The organism is Leclercia sp. W17 (assembly GCF_003336325.1).
GTDB lineage: Bacteria > Pseudomonadota > Gammaproteobacteria > Enterobacterales > Enterobacteriaceae > Enterobacter.
On sequence record NZ_CP031101.1, the window covers coordinates 81,913 to 101,732 of the forward strand.

Sequence of the window (19,820 nt, forward strand, 5' to 3'; positions counted from 1 at the left end):
ACAAAAATTCAATTCTGAGGTTGCCTCGTAAAGTCGTTTTTTGCTCCTCGCCTGCGGCTGCGCTTCGCGTTATACCCCCTGCAAAACAGGGAGGAGTGACGATGTGGCGATATTTTAGCGTGCTGTTAGCAATCTGGAGCAGTGCCGGTCAGGCGATATGCCCGGTCTGGTCGCCTACCCAGGCAGAGCAGGAGATAGCCAGGCTCAGCACGCAAATAGCACGCTGGGATAAGGCGTACTGGCAACAGGGCACCAGCGATGTCAACGACGAAGTCTATGACCAGCTGGCGGCAAGGCTAAAACAGTGGCGGCACTGCTTTGGCGATGAACAGGCGGCGGACGTACCGGTGGCTGCGGGTGGTTCGGTGAGGCACCCGGTCGGCCACACTGGGGTCGCGAAGATAGCCGATAAAACAGCGCTCCGGCAGTGGATGCAGTCGCGTCGCGATCTGTGGATCCAGCCAAAAGTGGATGGCGTGGCGGTCACGCTGGTCTACCGTCAGGGTCAACTGGTGCAGGCCACCAGCCGCGGGGACGGGCTGAAAGGCGAAGACTGGACGGAGAAAGTCAAACGCATCGCCTCGGTTCCCGGGCAGGTAAAAGGCCCGCTTGCCAATAGCGTGTTGCAGGGGGAGCTCTTTTTACTGCGCGATAACCATATCCAGAAGCAGATGGGTGGGATGAATGCGCGGGCAAAAGTCGCCGGGACGATGATGCGACACGATTCCGGCGCAGGGCTGGATAACATCGGTATTTTCATCTGGGCATGGCCTGACGGCCCCGCCTCGATGCCTGAACGGCTACAGGCCTTAACCCAGGCAGGCTTCACCCTGACCGGGTCATGGACGCATAAAGTCAGTTCGCTGGAGGCGGTAGAAAAAATACGCGAACGCTGGTTTACATCGCCCCTGCCGTTTGTGACCGATGGGGTCATCATCCGCTCGGCGCAGGAGCCTCCGGGTCACCGCTGGCTTCCCGGCGAGGGCAGTTGGGTCGTGGCGTGGAAATATGCGCCGGTCGCCCGGGTTGCCGAAGTTCGGGCCATCAATTTCACCGTGGGGCGTACCGGCAGGATCGCGGTGGTCGCCCTCCTGGTGCCCGTACAGCTTGATGATAAGCAGGTGCAGCGCGTAAACCTCGGGTCAGTGGGACGCTGGCAGGCGCTGGATATTGCGCCGGGGGATCAGATCCAAATTAGCCTGGCCGGGCAGGGGATCCCGCGCGTGGATAACGTTGTCTGGCGGGGGAGCGATCGCCGCAAACCTGTGCCGCCAGAAACGCGTTTCACCCCGCTCACCTGTTTTTATGCCACGCCGGAGTGCCACGGGCAGTTTATGGCCCGGCTGAAGTGGCTGAGTTCGTCGTCGGTGTTAAATATCGCCGGGCTGGGTGAGGCTGGCTGGCAGACGTTGCATCAGGCGCACCACTTTGAACATCTCTTTTCCTGGCTGGCGCTCAGTCAGGAGCAGTTGCAACACACACCCGGCATAACGTCAGAGCGGGGCCTGCGGCTCTGGCATCAATTCAATCTGGTTCGCCGTCAGCCTTTTACCCGCTGGCTGGATGCGCTTGGCGTTCCGTTGCCACGAAGGGCCCTGCGCGCGCTTAGCGATCGGCAATGGCAGCAGTTACTGGAGAGAGATGCGTTACGCTGGCATCAGGTGCCGGGCATCGGCCCGGAAAAGGCGCGCAGGCTGGTGGATTTTGTTCATCATCCCACCGTTAACGCCCTGGCTTCCTGGCTGGGTGAGCAGGGCGTACAGGGTTTTTAGTGGCTATCGTGGGTGTAATAAAAAACGGGTAATCCCAGTTTCAGACGCAGCGCCAGCATGCGGGCAGTAAAGCCAAATAAGAGCGTGGAGATGATCACCACATCCTGATTGCTCACGTAATGCTGCAGTGCGACATAGAGCACGGCGGACGCGAAAGAGACGCCAGCGTAGAGTTCTTTCTGAAAGACCAGCGGGATGCGTTTGCAGAACATATCGCGCAGCACGCCGCCAAAGACGCCAGTGATCACCGCCGCGATAGTGGCGATCACCGGGCCCTGGCCCATATCCAGCGCGACCTGGGCGCCAATAATGGAGAATACGATCAGGCCGAGGGCATCCAGCACCAGAAACAGACGGCGCAGATGGGGCATAACCGGGGCGGCAATGGTGGTCAACACGGCGGCGACGGCCACGATAATCACATATTCAGGATGTTCGACCCAGCCGAGCGGATAGTGGCCCAGCAGGATATCCCGGACGGAGCCGCCACCCAGCGCCGTGGCAGTGGCAATAATAATGACGCCGAAGGTGTCCATACGACGACGTCCGGCGGCGAGGGCGCCGGTCATGGCTTCAGCGGTGATACCGATCAGATACAGGATATGCAGCAGCATGTTACCCCCAGAAATAAGAGCGTCAGGGTAACGTTATGTGCTCTGGCTCACGATTTAGATTTTCTTGTGCGAGCGAATATGCCTTAGATTATCTAATGGCACTTTAGCTTAAAGAGGGCGATGTACTGTTTTTAGCATAGATATCGCATTAGATTAATTTGGCTTTTAACGCTGCTGAGAGCTAAAAATCTGCCGGAACATCGGCACCAGCATCTTATTCCCGGTTTCGCTGAGGTGGTTATCGTCGAAATACCACGGTTGTAAATTTTTACTGCCCATGCAGCGGCCCGTGGTACAGAGCCAGGCGGTGGGATCGAGCACCTGAACGCCACACTGTTTTGCCGCCCGCGCCTGCGCCTGCAAAATAACGGCGTTTTGTTTGGCGTAAGTCGCGACGGGTATGGATAAGTCGTGCGTGGTTTTGCCGGTCATCAGGCGATGAGATAACGTGCGGGGAACATTTTGCGCCATCTCGGGGATCGGATTCACCAGATAAACAGGACGCGTACTGTTGAGCGAGCATGCCATATCAACGATGGCATCAGAATACTGACGCAGGTAGTCCTGCTTGTTTTGCTGTCCGGCCCCGAAGGTGACAAGCTGCTTTTCGGCATAGTGCGTCAGACGGTTCACGATCACCACCGGTACGTCCGGCGCGTAATCCTTCAGCCTTGAAGGGAGAGAGCGGTTAAATTCCCCACATCGATTTCGCGCCCCCAGCTCGCCCCTCGCCAGCGTCGGACAGCCAGAGTAGGTGATCCCGACAACAGAGCCCTTACCTTGCGCTGCTTCTGCCAGCGCGGTTGCGGTGGCTTCCGCATGGCTGTCGCCAATGATGATGGCTGCAGGCTTACCTGTGCCATAAGCGCTCAGGTGCGTTTTAGGATTGGCTGCGTAGTTTTTGTTGGTGGCTTCCAGCGCGATTTTGTTGACGAGCGGGTCGGGCTGACTGACCACGATCTGGTTTTTCACCAGATAGCTGAACAGCCAGGCGACACCTACGCAGGCAAAGAGGATCAACCAGAAAGCGCGGGTTGAACGCTGGCTAAGGTAATTTTTGCCGGGTTGCTCAATCAGCACCCACGACAGCCAGCCGACGGCGAAAGAGAGCGCAATCGCGCTCATGACCCACAGCCCGTTATGCTGCTTTCCGCAGTAGAGCAGAACCACCGCCACAGGCCAGTGCCATAAGTAGACGGAGTACGAGCTCAGCCCCGCCCAGCGGAAATTACGGTCGAACAGGCTCACCAGCGGCTGGTAGTCGCTATAAATCACCAGCATCGCGCCCACGACGGGCAGTAAGGTCAGCGGTCCTGGCCAGGCATGCTCAGCGGTAATGAAAAAGAGAGAAAGCAGGATCAGCGCGTAACCCGCAATTGCCGCAACCGGGCGAAGCATCAACGGCATGACAAAGCGCTGCGAGGCATACCACACCAGCCCACCGCATAACATCTCCCAGGCGCGATAAGGCATCAGGTAGAAGCTGGTGGCCGCAGCGTTGGGCGTGTGGGTGACACTCACGATAAACGATGCAACGGTGAGTATGGCCAGGCATAAGCCAGTGTTCAGTTTTTTCCTGAGGGGATAGAGCCCCATCATAATGAAGGGTAATACCAGGTAAAATTGCCATTCGACGGACAATGACCAGGTATGTAAAAACCAGTTTTCATGGGAATCGGGAGCAAAATAGTCCCCGGACTCTTTGTTAAGTTTCAGATTGGAAATAAATAAGGCGGCATAGCCAATATAGTTTCCAAGTTTTTGATATTCATTTGTTGGCAACCAGAAAAAGGTCGTCGCGGCGACGATCAGACACATTGCCAGCAGCGCGGGAATTATTCTTTTACAGCGCGCGGCATAAAACTGAATAAGGTTGAAGCTATTTCGCTCAAGGCCTGTGGCGATGATTTTGGTCATCAAGAAGCCGGAGATAACGAAAAACACATCCACGCCAGCGAAACCGCCGGGCAGCAAAGTGGCGGTAAAGTGATAAAACACTACAGAAAGAATGGCTATTCCGCGCAGCAGGTTAATGTCCTGCCGGAAATCGCGGTCAACTGAGAGGCTGGAGGCTTCCTCTAAGGATAAGTTGATGTTTGCCATTATGTTTCCTGAGAGGAAAGATAAGAATATTGAGTGCGGCGTGCATTCTAACAAAAATAGGAAAGGAGTTCTTATATTCTGATGCGCAGGTGGGATTCAGGACATACTTAAAGCCGTTAATTGACAATGGTCCCTTAGCGGGACCATTAATAGCGAAAAACGCGCGCTAATGTTTATTCGATATTCTGAATCTGTTCGCGCATCTGCTCAATAAGCACCTTCAGTTCAATCGCAGAGTTAGTGACTTCGGCGTTGATAGACTTGGATGCCAGCGTGTTCGACTCGCGGTTGAATTCCTGCATCATAAAGTCGAGACGACGGCCCACGGCCTCTTTCTTCTTCAGGATGTTGTAGGTCTCTTTGACGTGCGCTTCCAGACGATCCAGCTCTTCCGCCACATCGATACGCTGCGCCATCAGCACCAGTTCCTGTTCGAGACGGTTGTTTTCCAGCTGAACTTCGGCATCTTCCAGTTTGGCGACCAGACGCTCACGCTGCCACTGTAGGATCTCTGGCATATGGGCGCGGACTTTCGCCACTTCGCCGCTTACGCCTTCCAGGCGTTGCTCTATCAGCGCTTTCAACGCCTGACCTTCGGTTTCACGGGCTAAAATGAAGTCGTCCAGCGTGCTGTCCAGCGCGGTAAGGAGCTCAGCGGTAATGGCGTCCAGATCCTGTTCGCCTGCCGCCATCACGCCAGGCCAGCGCAGAATATCCACCGGATTAATTTCGCCTTCGTCGCTCTGCATTTTGACCCAGTTAGCGGCGTTCACCAGCTGTTTAGCCAGTTTCTCGTTCAGGATCAGCTCACCTTGCGCGCTCGCATCGGGCTCAAAACGCAGGTTGCATTCAATCTTTCCGCGGGTCAGGCGAGCGCGGATACGCTCACGCACGACAGGCTCAAGGCTGCGGAACTGTTCTGGCATACGGAAATAGGTTTCAAGATAGCGTTGGTTTACCGAGCGCATTTCCCAGGTAGCGCTGCCCCAGCTACCCTTGATTTCACGGCGGGCGTAGGCGGTCATACTGCGGATCATAGACTTTTCCGTTTTCAGAGGAGAGATGGGGGGATTATAGCTTTCGGGGCTTTCTCAGGATAGGAATAAGCGCGTTTAATCCGTATAATGCGCAGCCACATTCGTTTCAAGCCGGAGATATCATCATGCGTCCATCAGGTCGTAGCGCCAACCAGGTGCGCCCCGTCACCCTGACCCGTAACTATACAAAACACGCTGAAGGTTCCGTGCTTGTTGAATTTGGTGACACCAAAGTCCTGTGCACCGCCTCTATCGAAGAGGGCGTGCCGCGCTTTCTGAAAGGCCAGGGACAGGGCTGGATCACTGCCGAATATGGCATGCTGCCACGCTCCACCCACACCCGTAACGCCCGCGAAGCGGCGAAGGGCAAGCAGGGCGGTCGCACCATGGAGATCCAGCGTCTGATCGCCCGTGCGCTGCGCGCCGCTGTTGATCTGAAAACCCTGGGCGAGTTCACCATCACCCTGGACTGCGACGTGATCCAGGCGGACGGCGGCACCCGTACTGCCTCTATTACCGGAGCCTGTGTGGCGCTGGCCGATGCCCTGAACAAACTGGTTGCGGCCGGTAAACTGAAAGCGAACCCGCTGAAAGGCATGGTGGCAGCGGTATCAGTAGGTATCGTCAATGGCGAAGCGCTGTGCGATCTGGAGTACGTTGAAGACTCCGCGGCAGAGACCGACATGAACGTGGTGATGACCGAAGATGGTCGCATCATCGAGGTACAGGGCACGGCAGAAGGCGAGCCGTTTACCCACGAAGAGTTGCTCTCTCTGCTGGCGTTGGCCCGAGAGGGGATCGAATCTATCGTAACGACGCAGAAGGCGGCGTTAGAAAATTGATTTTAAAGGCGACTGATGAGTCGCCTTTTTTTTGCCTGTAAGACAGAAAAGAGAAAGGAGCGAATCCATGAAACCGTATCAGCGCCAGTTTATTGAGTTTGCGCTTAGCAAGCAGGTACTTAAGTTTGGCGAATTTACGCTGAAATCCGGGCGCAAGAGCCCCTATTTCTTTAACGCCGGGCTGTTTAATACCGGGCGCGATCTGGCACTGTTAGGCCGCTTCTATGCCGAAGCGCTGGTGGACTCCGGGATCGAATTCGACCTGCTGTTTGGCCCGGCGTACAAAGGTATTCCGATTGCCACCACCACCGCCGTGGCGCTGGCGGAGCATCACGATCGCGACGTGCCGTACTGCTTTAACCGCAAAGAGGCCAAAACCCACGGCGAAGGCGGTAATCTGGTTGGTAGCGCGTTGCAGGGCCGGGTGATGCTGGTGGACGATGTGATCACCGCAGGCACCGCCATCCGTGAATCGATGGAGATTATCCAGGCGAATAATGCCACGCTTGCGGGCGTGCTGATCTCGCTGGACCGCCAGGAGCGTGGACGTGGCGATATCTCGGCCATTCAGGAAGTGGAGCGTGACTACAACTGCAAAGTGACCTCAATCATCACCCTGAAAGATCTGATTGCCTATCTGGAAGAGAAGCCGGAGATGGCAGAGAGCCTGGCGGCGGTGCGCGCCTATCGCGAAGCGTACGGCGTTTAATGTAAAAGCCCGGTGGCGCTTTGCTTACCGGGCCTACGTAAACCGTAGGCCGGATAAGGCGGCAACAGGGTTACTGCAACTGCGCGGCCACGAGCGGCCAGCGGGCATCAAAATCGTCCGTCGGACGATATTTGAATTCACTGCGCACAAAGCGGGAGAGCATCCCTTCACAGAAAGCCAGAACTTGCCCGGCAAGCAGCGATTCATCCATGGTGAAGCCTTCGCCTTCACGCATTTTCTTTTCGCGTAATACCTGGCGCAGCTGCGCCTCAATACGCTCGAAAAGCTGGTTAATACGCCCCTGCAATCTGTCCTGTTCAAACATCAGCGCGTGGCCGGTCAGGATACGGGTTAACCCCGGATTGCGCTCGCCGAAACCGAGGATCAGCAGAACAATCAGACGCAGCCGTGCGGTGGTGTCTTTTTCATCCTTAAGAATCAGGTTGATACGCGTGATCAGGCTATCTTCGATAAACTCGATCAGGCTGTCGAACATCCGCGTTTTGCTGGGAAAATGACGGTACAGCGCCGCTTCCGACACGCCCACAGAGGCGGCCAGTTTTGCGGTGGTGATGCGTTGACTGCCATCGCTGGATTCAAGCATCAGAGCCAGAGATTGAAGTATTTCTTCGCGACGATTCCTTTTCGCTGTTTGTTTTTCTGCCATGTTACAAAATACCCCTGAAAATAATCACTTGTCAGGCTGACGTCCACACAACGACCGCAAACGGCTGTTTGCGGTTTGTTATTACGTTATGCGTTGTGGGATGCGTATAGCCGGGTTTATTTGCGCCCGGAATGGCCGAAGCCGCCTTCGCCGCGATCGGTCGCGTCGAAATCTTCTACCAGATTAAATTCAGCCTGTACCACCGGGACGAACACCATCTGGGCGACACGCTCGCCGGGTTGAATGGTGAAGCTCTCCTGGCCACGGTTCCAGACAGAAACCATCAGTTGACCCTGATAGTCAGAATCGATAAGACCCACCAGATTGCCCAGCACGATACCATGCTTATGACCCAGGCCGGAACGCGGCAGGATCACCGCCGCCAGAGAGGCGTCGGCAATGTGGATCGCAAGGCCGGTCGGCAGCAGCGTGGTAGCGCCGGGTGCCAGTTCTACGGCGTCGTCGAGGCAGGCACGCAGGTCAAGACCGGCAGAGCCGGAAGTGGCATAGGTCGGCAGTGGAAATTGCTGACCAACACGCGGGTCCAGAATCTTAACGTCGATTTTTTTCATCATAACGGGTAACGATCTCGTCCAGTAATTGTTGGCCCAGGAGTTCCTTGCGCTCAAGCGGTAAGACTTTATCTCCATCCTGCCAGAAAAGGTGCAATGCGTTGCTGTCGCTGTTGAATCCTTGTGAGGCCAGCGATACGTCGTTCGCGCAAATCAAATCGAGGTTTTTGCGGGTACGTTTTTGCCGGGCATATTCTTCCACATTATTCGTTTCAGCGGCAAACCCAACGACATAAGGGCGGCGATCTTTTAATGCCGCGACCCCGGCTACGATATCGGGGTTTTTCACCATTTTTATCGTGATTTCATCGCCTTGCTTTTTGATTTTCTCATCGGCTATGGCGGCAGCACGGTAGTCCGCCACGGCAGCACAGCCGATAAAAATCTGCTGCTGCTGCGCATGGGTCTGAACCGCGGCGTCCATTTCCAGCGCGGTAGTGACGTCGATGCGCTGCACCCCAGGAGGCGTTGGCAGCGAAACCGGGCCGCTCACCAGCGTCACCTTTGCCCCCCGCGACGCGGCGGCGGCGGCAATCGCAAAGCCCATCTTGCCGGAGCTTTGGTTGGTGATATAGCGCACCGGATCCAGCGGTTCACGCGTCGGACCCGCGGTAATCATGATGTTGAGATGTTGCAGATCGTTGACAGGTGAAAAATGGCTCGCGGCCAGATCCACAATCGCCAGCGGATCCAGCATACGGCCCGGACCCACATCGCCACAGGCCTGGCTGCCGCTGTCCGGCCCCCAAATTAGCAGCCCGCGAGAGGCGAGAGTCGTCAGGTTATGCTGCGTTGCCGCGTTGCGGTACATCTGCTGGTTCATGGCCGGGACCACGGCGACGGGCGCTGGCGTGGCAAGGCAGATAGTGGTAACCAGGTCGTTAGCCATGCCGGCGGCCACGCGGGCGATGAGATCGGCGGTGGCGGGGGCGAGGATGACTAAATCGGCCCATTTACCCAGCTCGATATGGCCCATTGCGGCTTCTGCCGCCGGATCGAGCAGGCTGTCCGACACCGGGTAGCCTGAAACGGCCTGCAGGCTCAGCGGCGTAATGAACGCTTTGCCCCCTTCGGTTATTGCCACCCGCACGTCCGCTCCGCGATCGCGTAAACGGCGCACCAGTTCCGGCGTTTTATAGGCTGCAATGCCGCCGCTCACGCCAAGAACGATTTTTTTACCGGCCAGGCTCATCATGATTCTTTCCTGTTGGGTTCAGCTGAGAGGCGGGCATTTTATCACAATCCGAAAAGCATCGTGCTGTTGTCCATGCGCCACTTTGCGAGGCGTTACGCAATACGAAAAACAGAGCCTCGTGAGGCGTCAGGCGCTGTGGTAGCATAGCGTGGTGATGGAGAAGGAGAGGGTATGGAGACACTATCCCCGCTGCTGCCGCGGGAGAAAATGCTACGGGATGGCGCGACGTTACTGACGGACGAAGAGCTGCTGGCGCTGTTCCTGCGTACCGGGACGCGGAGTAAAAACGTGTTCGTGCTTGCCAGAGATCTGTTGCAGCATTTCGGCTCGCTGCATGGTTTGTTATCCGCAGAGATGAAGGATTTCAGGCTGGTCGAGGGAATTGGCCTGGCGACATTCGCCCAGCTGAAAGGGATTGCTGAGCTCGCCCGCCGCTACTACTGCTCGGGGATTCAGGGCATCAACCCGCTGAAAGATCCGCAGATGACCCAGGAGTTTGTGCGTAGCCAACTGGCGGAAGAGGAGCGCGAGATCTTTATGGTCATCTTCCTCGATAACCAAAACCGGGTGCTGAGCCACAGCCGGTTATTTTCGGGAACCCTGCGCCATGTTGAGGTGCATCCCCGGGAAATTGTGCGCGAAGCGATAAAAGTGAATGCCGCGGGCGTGATCCTCGCGCATAATCACCCCTCAGGGCGCGCCGAACCGAGCAAAGCCGACAGAGACGTGACCGCACGCATCATGAAATGCTGTCAATTCATGGACATTTGTGTTCTTGATCATCTGGTGATAGGCCGCGGAGAGTACGTTTCGTTTGCCGAACGTGGGTGGATTTAAGCCATTTCTCGCGATCCATCGGGATCTTTGTCTGTTCGGGACTTGAGCACATCCGCGAGTCAGCGTATACTACGCCACCTTTGAGAATCTCGGGTTTGGCATTTGGGCCTGGCAATCGATGGTTCACTTAGAATCGCGATGACCGGGCTGTAAAGCCTGACGAGGCGCCGATACCCCATACGAAGCTCGAGCTAATTTGATTTTTGGAGAATAGACATGTCCCGAGTCTGCCAAGTTACTGGCAAGCGTCCGGTGACCGGTAACAACCGTTCCCACGCACTGAACGCGACTAAACGCCGTTTCCTGCCGAACCTGCACTCTCACCGTTTCTGGGTTGAGAGCGAGAAGCGTTTTGTCACCCTGCGCGTATCTGCTAAAGGTATGCGTGTAATTGATAAGAAAGGCATCGATACAGTTCTGTCCGAACTGCGTGCCCGTGGCGAAAAGTACTAAGTACTTAAAGAGGAAATAAATCATGGCTAAAGGTATTCGCGAGAAAATCAAGCTGGTTTCTTCTGCTGGTACAGGTCACTTCTACACCACCACGAAGAACAAACGTACTAAGCCGGAAAAACTGGAACTGAAAAAGTTCGATCCAGTTGTACGCCAGCACGTAATGTACAAAGAAGCTAAAATCAAATAATTTTAGTTTTCTGGTACTGAAAAACCCCGCAACCGCGGGGTTTTTTGCATTCTGCATCTCAACGGAGGAACCATGCCTGAATTACCTGAGGTAGAGACCAGCCGCCGTGGCATTGAGCCCCATCTGGTCGGTGCGACCATTCTTCACGCTGTTGTCCGTAACGGTCGTCTTCGCTGGCCGGTCTCTGATGAGATCCATGCGCTGAGCGATAAACCGGTTCTCAGCGTACAGCGCCGCGCAAAGTACCTGCTGCTTGAGTTGCCTGACGGCTGGATCATCATTCACCTGGGGATGTCCGGGAGCCTGCGCATCCTTAGCGAAGAGCTACCCCCAGAAAAACACGACCACGTTGACCTGGTGATGAGCAACGGCAAAGTGCTGCGCTATACCGATCCGCGTCGTTTTGGCGCCTGGCTGTGGACCAAAGAGCTGGAAGGGCATAACGTGCTGGCGCACCTGGGGCCGGAGCCGCTCTCAGACGCGTTTAATGCGGCGTACCTGAAGGCGAAGTGCGCGAAGAAGAAAACCGCCATTAAACCCTGGCTGATGGATAACAAGCTGGTGGTCGGCGTGGGCAATATCTACGCCAGCGAATCGCTGTTTGCCGCCGGGATCCATCCCGATCGGTTAGCCTCATCGCTGTCGGCGCAGGAGTGTGAGCTGCTGGTGCGGGTGATCAAAGCCGTATTGCTGCGTTCGATTGAGCAGGGCGGAACCACCCTGAAAGACTTCCTGCAAAGCGACGGCAAGCCCGGCTACTTTGCTCAGGAGCTACAGGTCTATGGCCGTAAAGACGAGCCGTGTCGGGTCTGTGGCACACCGATTGTGGCAACGAAGCATGCCCAGCGGGCAACGTTCTATTGCCGTCAGTGCCAGAAATGATGTGGAGGCCCGGTAAGCGCAGCGCCACCGGGCAAAACACTTATTTCAGCTTGTCCATCAGCGCCTGATGCACGCTGGCGGGTAAGAAATGGGTGACGTCACCTGCATGGCGCGCCACCTCTTTCACCAGAGTAGAAGAGATAAACGACCACTCTTTGGATGGCATCAGAAAGACGCTCTCCAGCTCGGGCATCAGATGGCGGTTCATGTGCGCCAGCTGCATCTCATATTCAAAATCGGCCACCGCGCGCAGCCCACGAATTAAGATATTGGCCTGCTGAGCGCGGGCAAAATTCGCCATCAGATCGCTAAAGCCCACCACGTCAACATTGGGCAGATGCGCCGTTGCGGCTTTCGCCAGCGCAACCCGCTCATCAAGATCGAACAGGGGCTTTTTGCTGGGGCTGGCGGCAATCGCCAAAATCACCGTGTCAAACATGCTTGCGGCACGCGTGACGATATCGATATGGCCGTTGGTGACAGGATCAAAGGTACCCGGATAAATCGCTTTTGTGCTCATGGCTCACGCTTTCTCAGAGTAGCCGCGGCTCAGCGCCCACAGCTCGGTGTATTTATTAAATGTATACTGGGCGTTAACCACCGCCAGTAACCAGCCCTGCTTACCGTCCAGCACGCCACCACGTAGCACCAGCGTCTTCAGAAACGCGCCGACGGTGTGGCTGAAAATTCCTGCCAGCGAGGTTTTCTTGCCGCGCTGATGACGCTCCTGGGCCCATGCCGTGGCGTAATTAAGCTGTTTACGCTGAAAGCTGGCGAAATCACGGCAGGTCAGATGCAGGAGGTCACCGTCGAGGGCAGTTACCGGCGCACCGTCGCAGGCCAGCGCCTCATGAACCAGGTTATCGTTGTACTGATAGCGCGTCCGCGGATAAAGACGCATAACGCGATCGGGATACCAGCCGCTGTGACGCATAAAGCGGCCAAGGAAATAGTTTCGCCGGGCGATGCTGTAGACAACATCAGGCTGAGGGGCCGCCAGTACGCGCTGGATGGCCTGTTTAAGTTCTGGGGTCACACGCTCGTCGGTGTCGATCATCAGGATATAATCGCCGGTGGCGTACTGCTGCGCCCGCTGGCGCTGAATGCCATAACCCTGCCAGTCGGTATCGATATGGACCAGCACACCGGCGGCGCGGGCGATATTAACCGTGTCGTCGGTACTGCCGGAGTCGAGCAGGATCAGCTCATCAGCCCACGCCACAGAGGCGAGGCAATCCGGCAGCAGGTCGGCGGCGTTTTTGGCGATCATCACGACCGACAGACGCGCAGACATCAGTGGCTCCGCACGGGCAGGTAAGGTTGCAGCAGTTGCAGCAGACGGGTCAGTGCGCCCTGGTTCTGATGCAGCACTTCGACAGCGTGACGGCCATACCACAGACGATAATCTTCGTCGGTCAGCAGGTTTGAAACCTCTTTTTCGATGGCGTTCGCATCGGTGACGGTAATCAGCCCGTCCGCCTGCTGCAGTTTGGCGCAGATATCTTTGAAGTTAAAGGTATGTGGCCCCATCAGCACTGGGATGGCGTGCGCTGCGGGCTCCAGCGGGTTATGCCCGCCGCGCTCCACGAGGCTGCCGCCGACAAAGGCCAGGTCGGCAATACCGTACAGCAACATCAGCTCACCCATGGTATCGCCAATTACCACCTGGGTGCCGGAGGAGGGAATTTCACCGCTGCTGCGCATCGTGAAGCTGAATCCGCCCTTTTGCACCATCTCGCGGGCGTCTTTAAACCGCTCAGGATGACGTGGTACGAGGATCAGCAGCAGATCAGGGAAGCGTTCAAGCAGCTGGCGGTGCGCCTGCAGGATAATCTCTTCTTCACCGTCGTGGGTACTGGTAGCGATCCACACTTTGCGGCGCGGCGCCCACTGGCGACGCAGGGTGACCGCTCTCGCAGCCAGTTCAGGCGTGACAGAAATATCAAACTTCAAACTGCCGGTGACTGCCAGCTGATTGCGCTTCAGGCCCAGCGACAGGAATCGCGCGCCATCTTCTTCATTCTGGGCCGCAATCAAGGTGATCTTACTCAGCAGGCGGCGCATAAAGTTGCCCAGCTTGCCGTAGCCCTTCGCGGAGCGTTCTGACAGGCGGGCATTAGCCACCACCAGGGGAATTTTGCGGGCGTGCAGGGCAGAAATCATGTTCGGCCACAGTTCGGTTTCCATTACGATCACCAGCTTAGGGCGCACGGTGTTAAGGAAACGGTTCATGGCACAGGGTAAATCATACGGCAGATAGACATGATGCACATCTTTGCCAAAAGCGGACATGGCGCGTTCGGAACCGGTAGGCGTCATGGTGGTGACGGTGATCGGCAACGACGGATAGCGGTGGCGCAGAGCGCGGACCAGCGGAATAGCGGCCAGCGTTTCACCCACCGAAACGGAATGGAGCAGGATACCGTCCGGCGCAACTTTGTTGCGGCAATAACCATAGCGTTCAGCCCAGCGTTGACGGTAGGCAGGCGCTTTACGGCTACGCAGCAGCAGTCGTAGCCACACCAGTGGCTGAATAATATAGAGCAGAGCGGTATACAACAATTCCAAACGATTATCCGTTTTTTCAGTTTCGGCGGGCAAATTCTAAGCATTTAGGCCGTTTAAAGCTATCCCTTTGGCGCGTTTGCTCAGCCATTTGCCTGCGTTACGTGCGTTCACAGATAAAAAAACGGGCATCAGATGCCCGTTTAATGATTTCTGCTTAACGTTCCGCTTCTGGCAACGCGTTCAGGTGATAGGTGACGCGCTCCGACAGTCCCCGAATATCACCCCCGGTAATGAAGTAGCTGTCGTCTTTCTGGTTCGGGTTACTGACCGCGTATCCCAGCATCTTGTTGATCAGCGTCGCCACCTGGTAATGGTTGAGTGGCATCTGCGGGCTGATGGTGCTCATCGCATACGCCGGATCGTTACTGAAGTAGAGGAACGGCACCTGGGCAATCGGCATCTCGACAATCGAGTGGCCGAACAGACCGCCATCACCCACGCGTTCGCCGTGATCCGAGGTGATAAAGACCAGGACCGGCAGCTTTGATTTCGCCATGGCGGTACGGATCGCCGAAGCCAGCTCTCTGTCGTACAGGCGAACGGCATCATCGTACTCGTTTTTCTTCTGCGCCACGTCGTCATCGAGGCGTGGGGTAGAGAATTTGGCGAAGCCCTGCGGGATGTTGCGCTCGTAAGGGATGTGCGGCGCACGGCTGTTCAGCACCATCAGGAAAGGCTTGTTCCAGTCCAGCTTCGCCTGCTCAACGGAAGGGGTCAGTACCACGTCGGCACCCACGTCCGGGGCCGGGCGGATCTGGGTATCTTCCCACAGGTCGATGTCGTGGATGCCAATCCAGTTGCTCAGCCCTTCCAGGCCCTGGGCGGAGATAAACGCCGTCTGGTAGCCCTGTTTTTTGGCATTGGTGAAGATATTGGTCGACTTCGACTTATAGGCGCCGTAGTTGTCCGGCTCACGCAGGTTGTTCACCAGCATCGGGATCGCCACGCGGGTTGAAACCGCATTCGAAACGATCAAACGCCCGGTTCCCTGATATTGCTGCATCAGCGCTTTCAGTTCCGGGGTGGTGTCGCGTTCATAGCCCAGGGCGCTGACGTGGTGCGGGTTCAGGCTCTCACCAATCGCCAGGATGATGGAGTATTTCCCGGCCTGACTATCCTCAACCGGCGTGACCTTATAGGGCGCATAATGCGTGAGGCTCTGGTTTTCGCCGGAAATGGCTTCCGGGATCAGGCGAATGGCGCTGAAACTCATGGCCGACAGACCGTTACGCAGCAGAGAGTGGCGCAGATCCGGGTTGAATTTATACATCTGTCCGTCGATGGCTTTATAGAACTGGCCGACAAACATCACCACGATAGCCAGCAGGCACGGCATTGCCACCCACTTATGCCACTGCGGCGCCAGGCGGCGGGTAAAGACCAGCGCAAAGATCACCGCGACGGCCATGATGGCAAAGTAGATCCCAAGCGATCCGAGGCTGTCCGTAATACCGCTGGCGATATCTTTGGTTTCGACAAAGGCCAGCCACACTTCGCTCGGGCCGTAAAACTGACCATAGAACTGGTAATAGACCGCTTCCGATATCTGGACGATAAAGGTAACGGCCAGCAGTAGCCGGGTCAGGAAGAAGCGGGCGCTGATGGCCGCCAGCAGGGAGATAATCAGATACAGCGACATGTCGCTGGATTTCGGCTGATATACATGGTCTTTCAGCAGGATGATGATTTCACAGAGTGAAAACAGCACCAGGAAAACAAGGGTTAACACCACGGTGCGCAGGATATTGCGGCGCGGCGTGAGAGGCGATAGTAAGGATGCTTTAAACATGAACGGACTCAACGTAACTCAAAACTTTTTAGTCAGCGGGCGAATGGCTTTACCAAAACCAAAACGCAGGGCGCGGATCAGAGTAGGGCGTTTATGCAGTCCTTTACGCCAGATATCCTCAAACAGGCTGAACCAGCGTGCAGCGACCGCTTCGCGGGAGTAAACCTGCAGACGTTTGTCGCCCTGCTCACGCATCTGACGATAGAGTTCAGGGGTATTTTTCAGCCGCATAATGGCCTCGAAGGCTTCATCAGGCGTTTTGGCGATCAGATAATCAAGCTCGCTTTCGCGGATAGCACGGTACGAAGGTTCGTCATCGCAGATCATTACCGTTTTGCCGAGCCAGTTGTTAATCAGCTTGCTGGCAGGTTTACGCGTCAGCTTATGGTCATGTGATTTACGGAAGCTGATACAGACGTCGACATCCTGGTAGTTGGTCCAGTTATCGAAGGAGATACGCAGGTCGATGCCCTGTTCAGCAAGGCGCTGCTTAAATTCGTCGCTACGGAAGGCCTCCGGAAAGCTGTCAACGCGGCCAAAAAAGGCCACGGTTTTGACAGTTTCATCGGTACGTTCGCGCGGTTTCACGCCGGGTTGCGGCCAGTAGGGTACAAAGACGCCATTGCTGCGGTTGCCCGCTTCCGGGTTCTGATCCACCACCACGTCGGCGCCAATCACCGGTGGGCGATCGGCACGGGCGACGACGGTGACGCCACGCCAGGGTTTAACGCGCGATCCAAAATCATCGTTATGCATCAGGTTGATGGCATCCGGGCGACACTCTGAGCCAAAAGAACACTCAATATCGTCGCCGTAATAGTGCTTCAGCGCCAGGGTGGTCTGGAACGTCCAGCCGCCGCGCCCGCCGCAGTAAAAGCGCTCCGGGATGGTGTCCGGGTTCACGCGGTTATCCAGCAGCGTCTGGAAATCTGCGTAGTTTTTAGCGATGAAATCAGCGCGGGAGACTGCGTGTAATTTAAGTTTGCTCATAATATCCGTTAGCCGATGATTTTCTTAAGGCGGAAGTAACGACGTCCCAGACGCCAGCGCTGACGTAAGCCGCGCGCGTTTTGCCAGATCATCGACCAGATGCCGCGATCAAACAGTTCCTGGGTGATTTCGCGTTTCTTCGCGCTGTCTTCGATGTTGTTAATGCTGTGCAAAATACCCAAACCCTCTTTGGCGATTTGCCACTGACAGGCCGGGACACGCTTTACCTGCTCCGGGTAGCGCTTATTGATGGCGTCCAGCATTTCGAGGATCTTCATATAGTGACGTGATGAACGCATGCGTGTGTCGTCGGTGCCTGGCGTATGGGAGACCGATGCGGAGTGGATCAGATAGTCGTAATAGACTTCGTCAATGTACTGCACGCGTTTCGCGGTCAGCAGTACTTCCGTGGTCCAGGGGATATCCTGATGGCGCAGGCCATGTTCGAAGGTAAAACCCTGTGCCTTGATAAAGGCGTGGCGATAAATATTCAGCCAGGTGACATGCAGGAATTTGCGCGAGGCCAGCGCCATCTGCAACCATTCGGGGCCATCCAGTACGCCAGTGGAGGCCAGCTTGTCGGACGGGAAAATCTTTTTCGACGGACGGCCGTCGTCATAAATATAAGTGCCGTTGCAGGTCGCGACGTCCAGCTGGCCCGCAATGGCGATCTCCAGCAGGCGCGGGTACATGCCAGGGTAAATAACGTCATCAATATCCGGGAATGCAACGTATTCGCCGGTCGCCGCGGCCAGACCTGTGTTGCGCGCGGCTGATACGCCGCCATTAGCCTGGTCGATAACCTTAAAATGGGTAAATTCGTTGGCGTAGCGGGAAATAATTTCAGCTGAGCGATCCGTCGATCCGTCATTAACAATAATCAATTCCAGACTGGATAAATTCTGCTGTTTAATGCTGTCAAAAAAAGCGCTCAGGAATTTTTCGCCATTATAGACGGCAACGATGAGGCTTAATTGAGGCGTTTCAGACATGCTTTCTCCGTAAAAATACGCAGCAATAAAAGGGTATAACCATCACATGCAACGGCATTTCGACAGCCGGCAGGCTAAAGCGTTCCACGCCAGGGTGTTAAACACCGCTGGCGTGGCGCCTTCATCAGGATGTTAACTTCTCGGTCGGTGCAGGTCGTAGGGCGCACATACCAACCAGCAGGCCGGTCAGTAGCATATACTGCTCAAGATAGTGATCTTTAAGGTTGTGATCGACCATGGTTCGGCAGAAGAAGCCGACGGTATAAAGAAGCAGGAACATCCCCACCATCACGTTGCCGCGACGAAACTCCCGCCAGCCGATATACCAGCAGCCTACCAGCAGGATCAGCCAGCCGGCGATACCTATCACACCATTCTGAATACCAAACTCGATCAGGCCGTAGTGGCTATGGGGAATAGTGATGCGGTTATCCTGGGTATCCCGGCGTAGCACATAACGGAACGCCTCTTTTCTGGCTCCGATGCCAGCCGGATGTTCGGCAATCAGTTTCCAGCCCTGATGGAAGAAGCTGGCCCGACAACCGTTGGAATGGTTCATGGGTGCGCCCAATCCGTTGATCGGTATTGCACCATCATTTTGATTGTAACAATAGCTGGTAAACGGGGCATTCCACCCTGCAATGGCGTCACTTTCCAGGCTTTGCCAGCGTGGGTCAGATTTCCATGAAGCGTAACCCAGCAAGACTGAGGCGGTGACAATGCCGACTAAAATACCGCCAGTGACGACCACCCGGCTACGGCGCATGTTGTGCAGGCTCAGCAGGAAAAAGGTCGAAAACAGGCTACCGACCAAGCCGATAGTACCCCAGCGGGAATCGACCAGTGCGGTACACAGCAAATTACTTATCAGGATGGCTATCAGGAAAGGCGTTTTCAGGCGCAGGAAGCGTTGATGTAGCAGACCGCGCGCCAGTAATTCGGCCATCAGGAAGCCCGTGATCATGTTGACCTGGAAGCTCATGCGGGTGCGGTTATAAACAATCCGTGTTTCACCCCAGTAAATATAACCGGTGCGCCAGTATAACCAGGCAATATCAAGCAAGTGTATGAGAACCACGCCCCAGAAGAAGAGGATGACTAGCGTAAAGAAGCGGGCGGCGGTCATGGAAGGATAGGTTCGTTGGATCGCTGGTAATAATACCAGGCCAGCACAGAACAGTAATACCGGGCGTAGCCACTGGCCGCTCCAGGTAGAAACCATCTCTTTTATGTCTGGTGCGACAAAAAAACCATTAATCACAATAAAGAAAGTTAACGCCCATACCACAATAAGAACGAACTTAATTTTGCTTAAATCCAGCCGTTGTCTGGTTGCGCTATTGCTAAAAAAGAGACCAAGAGCGACCGCGACAATGGGATAAATCAAACCATTACGGTGAAACGGCAGCTGATCGTTAGGAATAGGCCAGACAAAACATAAAGCCAGTACAGCAAGGACTAACAGGCCTGTCAGAATGTTACGAGTATTTGTCATATTTTTTGGGCTGGTTAAGGATTTTTCGGTTCTTGACCGGCTGGTTAACAAGGCAGTGAGTGATTTCCACGGTTTTTTAGTGGGAAATAAAAAGTCAGAGAAAATTATCACAA

The 19,820-nt window shown here is 55.6% G+C and carries 20 protein-coding genes; 7 read left to right on the top strand and 13 right to left on the bottom strand.

Features of this window, described 5'->3' with window-relative positions:
* The first annotated feature begins 101 nt into the window (after positions 1–101).
* Positions 102–1,772 carry an NAD-dependent DNA ligase LigB gene (gene ligB / locus DVA44_RS00415; protein WP_114385505.1) on the top strand — a complete coding sequence of 557 codons (1,671 nt, stop codon included), beginning with the start codon at positions 102–104 and terminating at the stop codon, positions 1,770–1,772.
* Here the strand turns inward: ligB and DVA44_RS00420 are convergent.
* The 3 genes from DVA44_RS00420 to DVA44_RS00430 all read right to left on the bottom strand — a co-directional run bounded on the left by DVA44_RS00420 (position 1,769) and on the right by DVA44_RS00430 (position 5,526).
* Positions 1,769–2,386, bottom strand: coding sequence for a trimeric intracellular cation channel family protein (locus DVA44_RS00420; protein ID WP_114385506.1), 618 nt, complete (start codon positions 2,384–2,386; stop codon positions 1,769–1,771). The genes ligB and DVA44_RS00420 overlap by 4 nt on opposite strands.
* Positions 2,387–2,551: 165 nt before the next feature.
* A complete protein-coding gene (locus DVA44_RS00425; protein WP_114385507.1) occupies positions 2,552–4,489 on the bottom strand; it encodes an acyltransferase family protein in 1,938 nt (645 codons plus the stop codon).
* 173 nt (positions 4,490–4,662) lie between these two features.
* Entirely contained in the window at positions 4,663–5,526 is an 864-nt protein-coding gene (locus DVA44_RS00430) for a YicC/YloC family endoribonuclease (protein WP_114316238.1), read from the bottom strand.
* Between the two features lie 125 nt (positions 5,527–5,651).
* On the opposite strand from DVA44_RS00430, the gene rph reads away from it, so the two are divergent.
* Together rph and pyrE are read left to right on the top strand one after the other, a co-directional pair.
* Positions 5,652–6,368 carry a ribonuclease PH gene (gene rph, locus DVA44_RS00435; protein WP_103177714.1) on the top strand — a complete coding sequence of 239 codons (717 nt, stop codon included), beginning with the start codon at positions 5,652–5,654 and terminating at the stop codon, positions 6,366–6,368.
* 67 nt (positions 6,369–6,435) lie between these two features.
* Positions 6,436–7,077 carry an orotate phosphoribosyltransferase gene (gene pyrE / locus DVA44_RS00440; RefSeq protein ID WP_103824306.1) on the top strand — a complete coding sequence of 214 codons (642 nt, stop codon included), beginning with the start codon at positions 6,436–6,438 and terminating at the stop codon, positions 7,075–7,077.
* Between the two features lie 70 nt (positions 7,078–7,147).
* On the opposite strand, the gene slmA is transcribed toward pyrE, so the two are convergent.
* The 3 genes from slmA to coaBC all read right to left on the bottom strand — a co-directional run bounded on the left by slmA (position 7,148) and on the right by coaBC (position 9,508).
* Positions 7,148–7,744 (bottom strand): nucleoid occlusion factor SlmA, encoded by a 597-nt coding sequence (gene slmA / locus DVA44_RS00445; RefSeq protein ID WP_103824307.1) that lies wholly within the window; start codon positions 7,742–7,744, stop codon positions 7,148–7,150.
* Positions 7,745–7,860: 116 nt separating this feature from the next.
* Positions 7,861–8,319 carry a dUTP diphosphatase gene (dut, locus tag DVA44_RS00450; RefSeq protein ID WP_168191994.1) on the bottom strand — a complete coding sequence of 153 codons (459 nt, stop codon included), beginning with the start codon at positions 8,317–8,319 and terminating at the stop codon, positions 7,861–7,863.
* A complete protein-coding gene (gene coaBC, locus DVA44_RS00455) occupies positions 8,297–9,508 on the bottom strand; it encodes a bifunctional phosphopantothenoylcysteine decarboxylase/phosphopantothenate--cysteine ligase CoaBC (protein WP_114317158.1) in 1,212 nt (403 codons plus the stop codon). The genes dut and coaBC overlap by 23 nt, the downstream gene beginning before the upstream one ends.
* A gap of 174 nt (positions 9,509–9,682) precedes the next feature.
* On the opposite strand from coaBC, the gene radC reads away from it, so the two are divergent.
* The 4 genes from radC to mutM all read left to right on the top strand — a co-directional run bounded on the left by radC (position 9,683) and on the right by mutM (position 11,873).
* Entirely contained in the window at positions 9,683–10,348 is a 666-nt protein-coding gene (gene radC, locus DVA44_RS00460; RefSeq protein ID WP_114316236.1) for a DNA repair protein RadC, read from the top strand.
* Positions 10,349–10,564: 216 nt separating this feature from the next.
* Positions 10,565–10,801, top strand: coding sequence for a 50S ribosomal protein L28 (gene rpmB / locus DVA44_RS00465; RefSeq protein ID WP_002436699.1), 237 nt, complete (start codon positions 10,565–10,567; stop codon positions 10,799–10,801).
* A 22-nt stretch (positions 10,802–10,823) separates the two neighbouring features.
* Positions 10,824–10,991 carry a 50S ribosomal protein L33 gene (gene rpmG, locus DVA44_RS00470; protein WP_013094893.1) on the top strand — a complete coding sequence of 56 codons (168 nt, stop codon included), beginning with the start codon at positions 10,824–10,826 and terminating at the stop codon, positions 10,989–10,991.
* Between the two features lie 72 nt (positions 10,992–11,063).
* Positions 11,064–11,873, top strand: coding sequence for a bifunctional DNA-formamidopyrimidine glycosylase/DNA-(apurinic or apyrimidinic site) lyase (gene mutM, locus DVA44_RS00475; RefSeq protein WP_114316235.1), 810 nt, complete (start codon positions 11,064–11,066; stop codon positions 11,871–11,873).
* A 40-nt stretch (positions 11,874–11,913) separates the two neighbouring features.
* Here the strand turns inward: mutM and coaD are convergent, their stop codons facing one another.
* The 7 genes from coaD to DVA44_RS00510 form a co-directional block, all read right to left on the bottom strand.
* On the bottom strand, positions 11,914–12,393 hold the full coding sequence (gene coaD / locus DVA44_RS00480; protein WP_114316234.1) for a pantetheine-phosphate adenylyltransferase: 480 nt from the start codon (positions 12,391–12,393) through the stop codon (positions 11,914–11,916).
* Between the two features lie 3 nt (positions 12,394–12,396).
* Entirely contained in the window at positions 12,397–13,167 is a 771-nt protein-coding gene (locus DVA44_RS00485; protein WP_114385508.1) for a glycosyltransferase family 2 protein, read from the bottom strand.
* Positions 13,167–14,441, bottom strand: a complete 1,275-nt coding sequence (gene waaA / locus DVA44_RS00490) for a lipid IV(A) 3-deoxy-D-manno-octulosonic acid transferase (protein WP_114317157.1) — start codon at positions 14,439–14,441, stop codon at positions 13,167–13,169. The genes DVA44_RS00485 and waaA overlap by 1 nt, the downstream gene beginning before the upstream one ends.
* A gap of 154 nt (positions 14,442–14,595) precedes the next feature.
* Positions 14,596–16,230, bottom strand: a complete 1,635-nt coding sequence (locus DVA44_RS00495) for a sulfatase-like hydrolase/transferase (protein WP_114385509.1) — start codon at positions 16,228–16,230, stop codon at positions 14,596–14,598.
* Between the two features lie 18 nt (positions 16,231–16,248).
* Positions 16,249–17,220: a glycosyltransferase gene (locus DVA44_RS00500; RefSeq protein ID WP_114316231.1), complete on the bottom strand. Its 972-nt coding sequence runs from the start codon at positions 17,218–17,220 to the stop codon at positions 16,249–16,251.
* An 8-nt stretch (positions 17,221–17,228) separates the two neighbouring features.
* Entirely contained in the window at positions 17,229–18,212 is a 984-nt protein-coding gene (locus DVA44_RS00505; protein WP_114385510.1) for a glycosyltransferase, read from the bottom strand.
* A 124-nt stretch (positions 18,213–18,336) separates the two neighbouring features.
* Complete coding sequence (locus DVA44_RS00510; protein WP_114316229.1) at positions 18,337–19,707, bottom strand: O-antigen ligase; 1,371 nt, start codon at positions 19,705–19,707, stop codon at positions 18,337–18,339.
* Between the last annotated feature and the right edge of the window lie 113 nt (positions 19,708–19,820).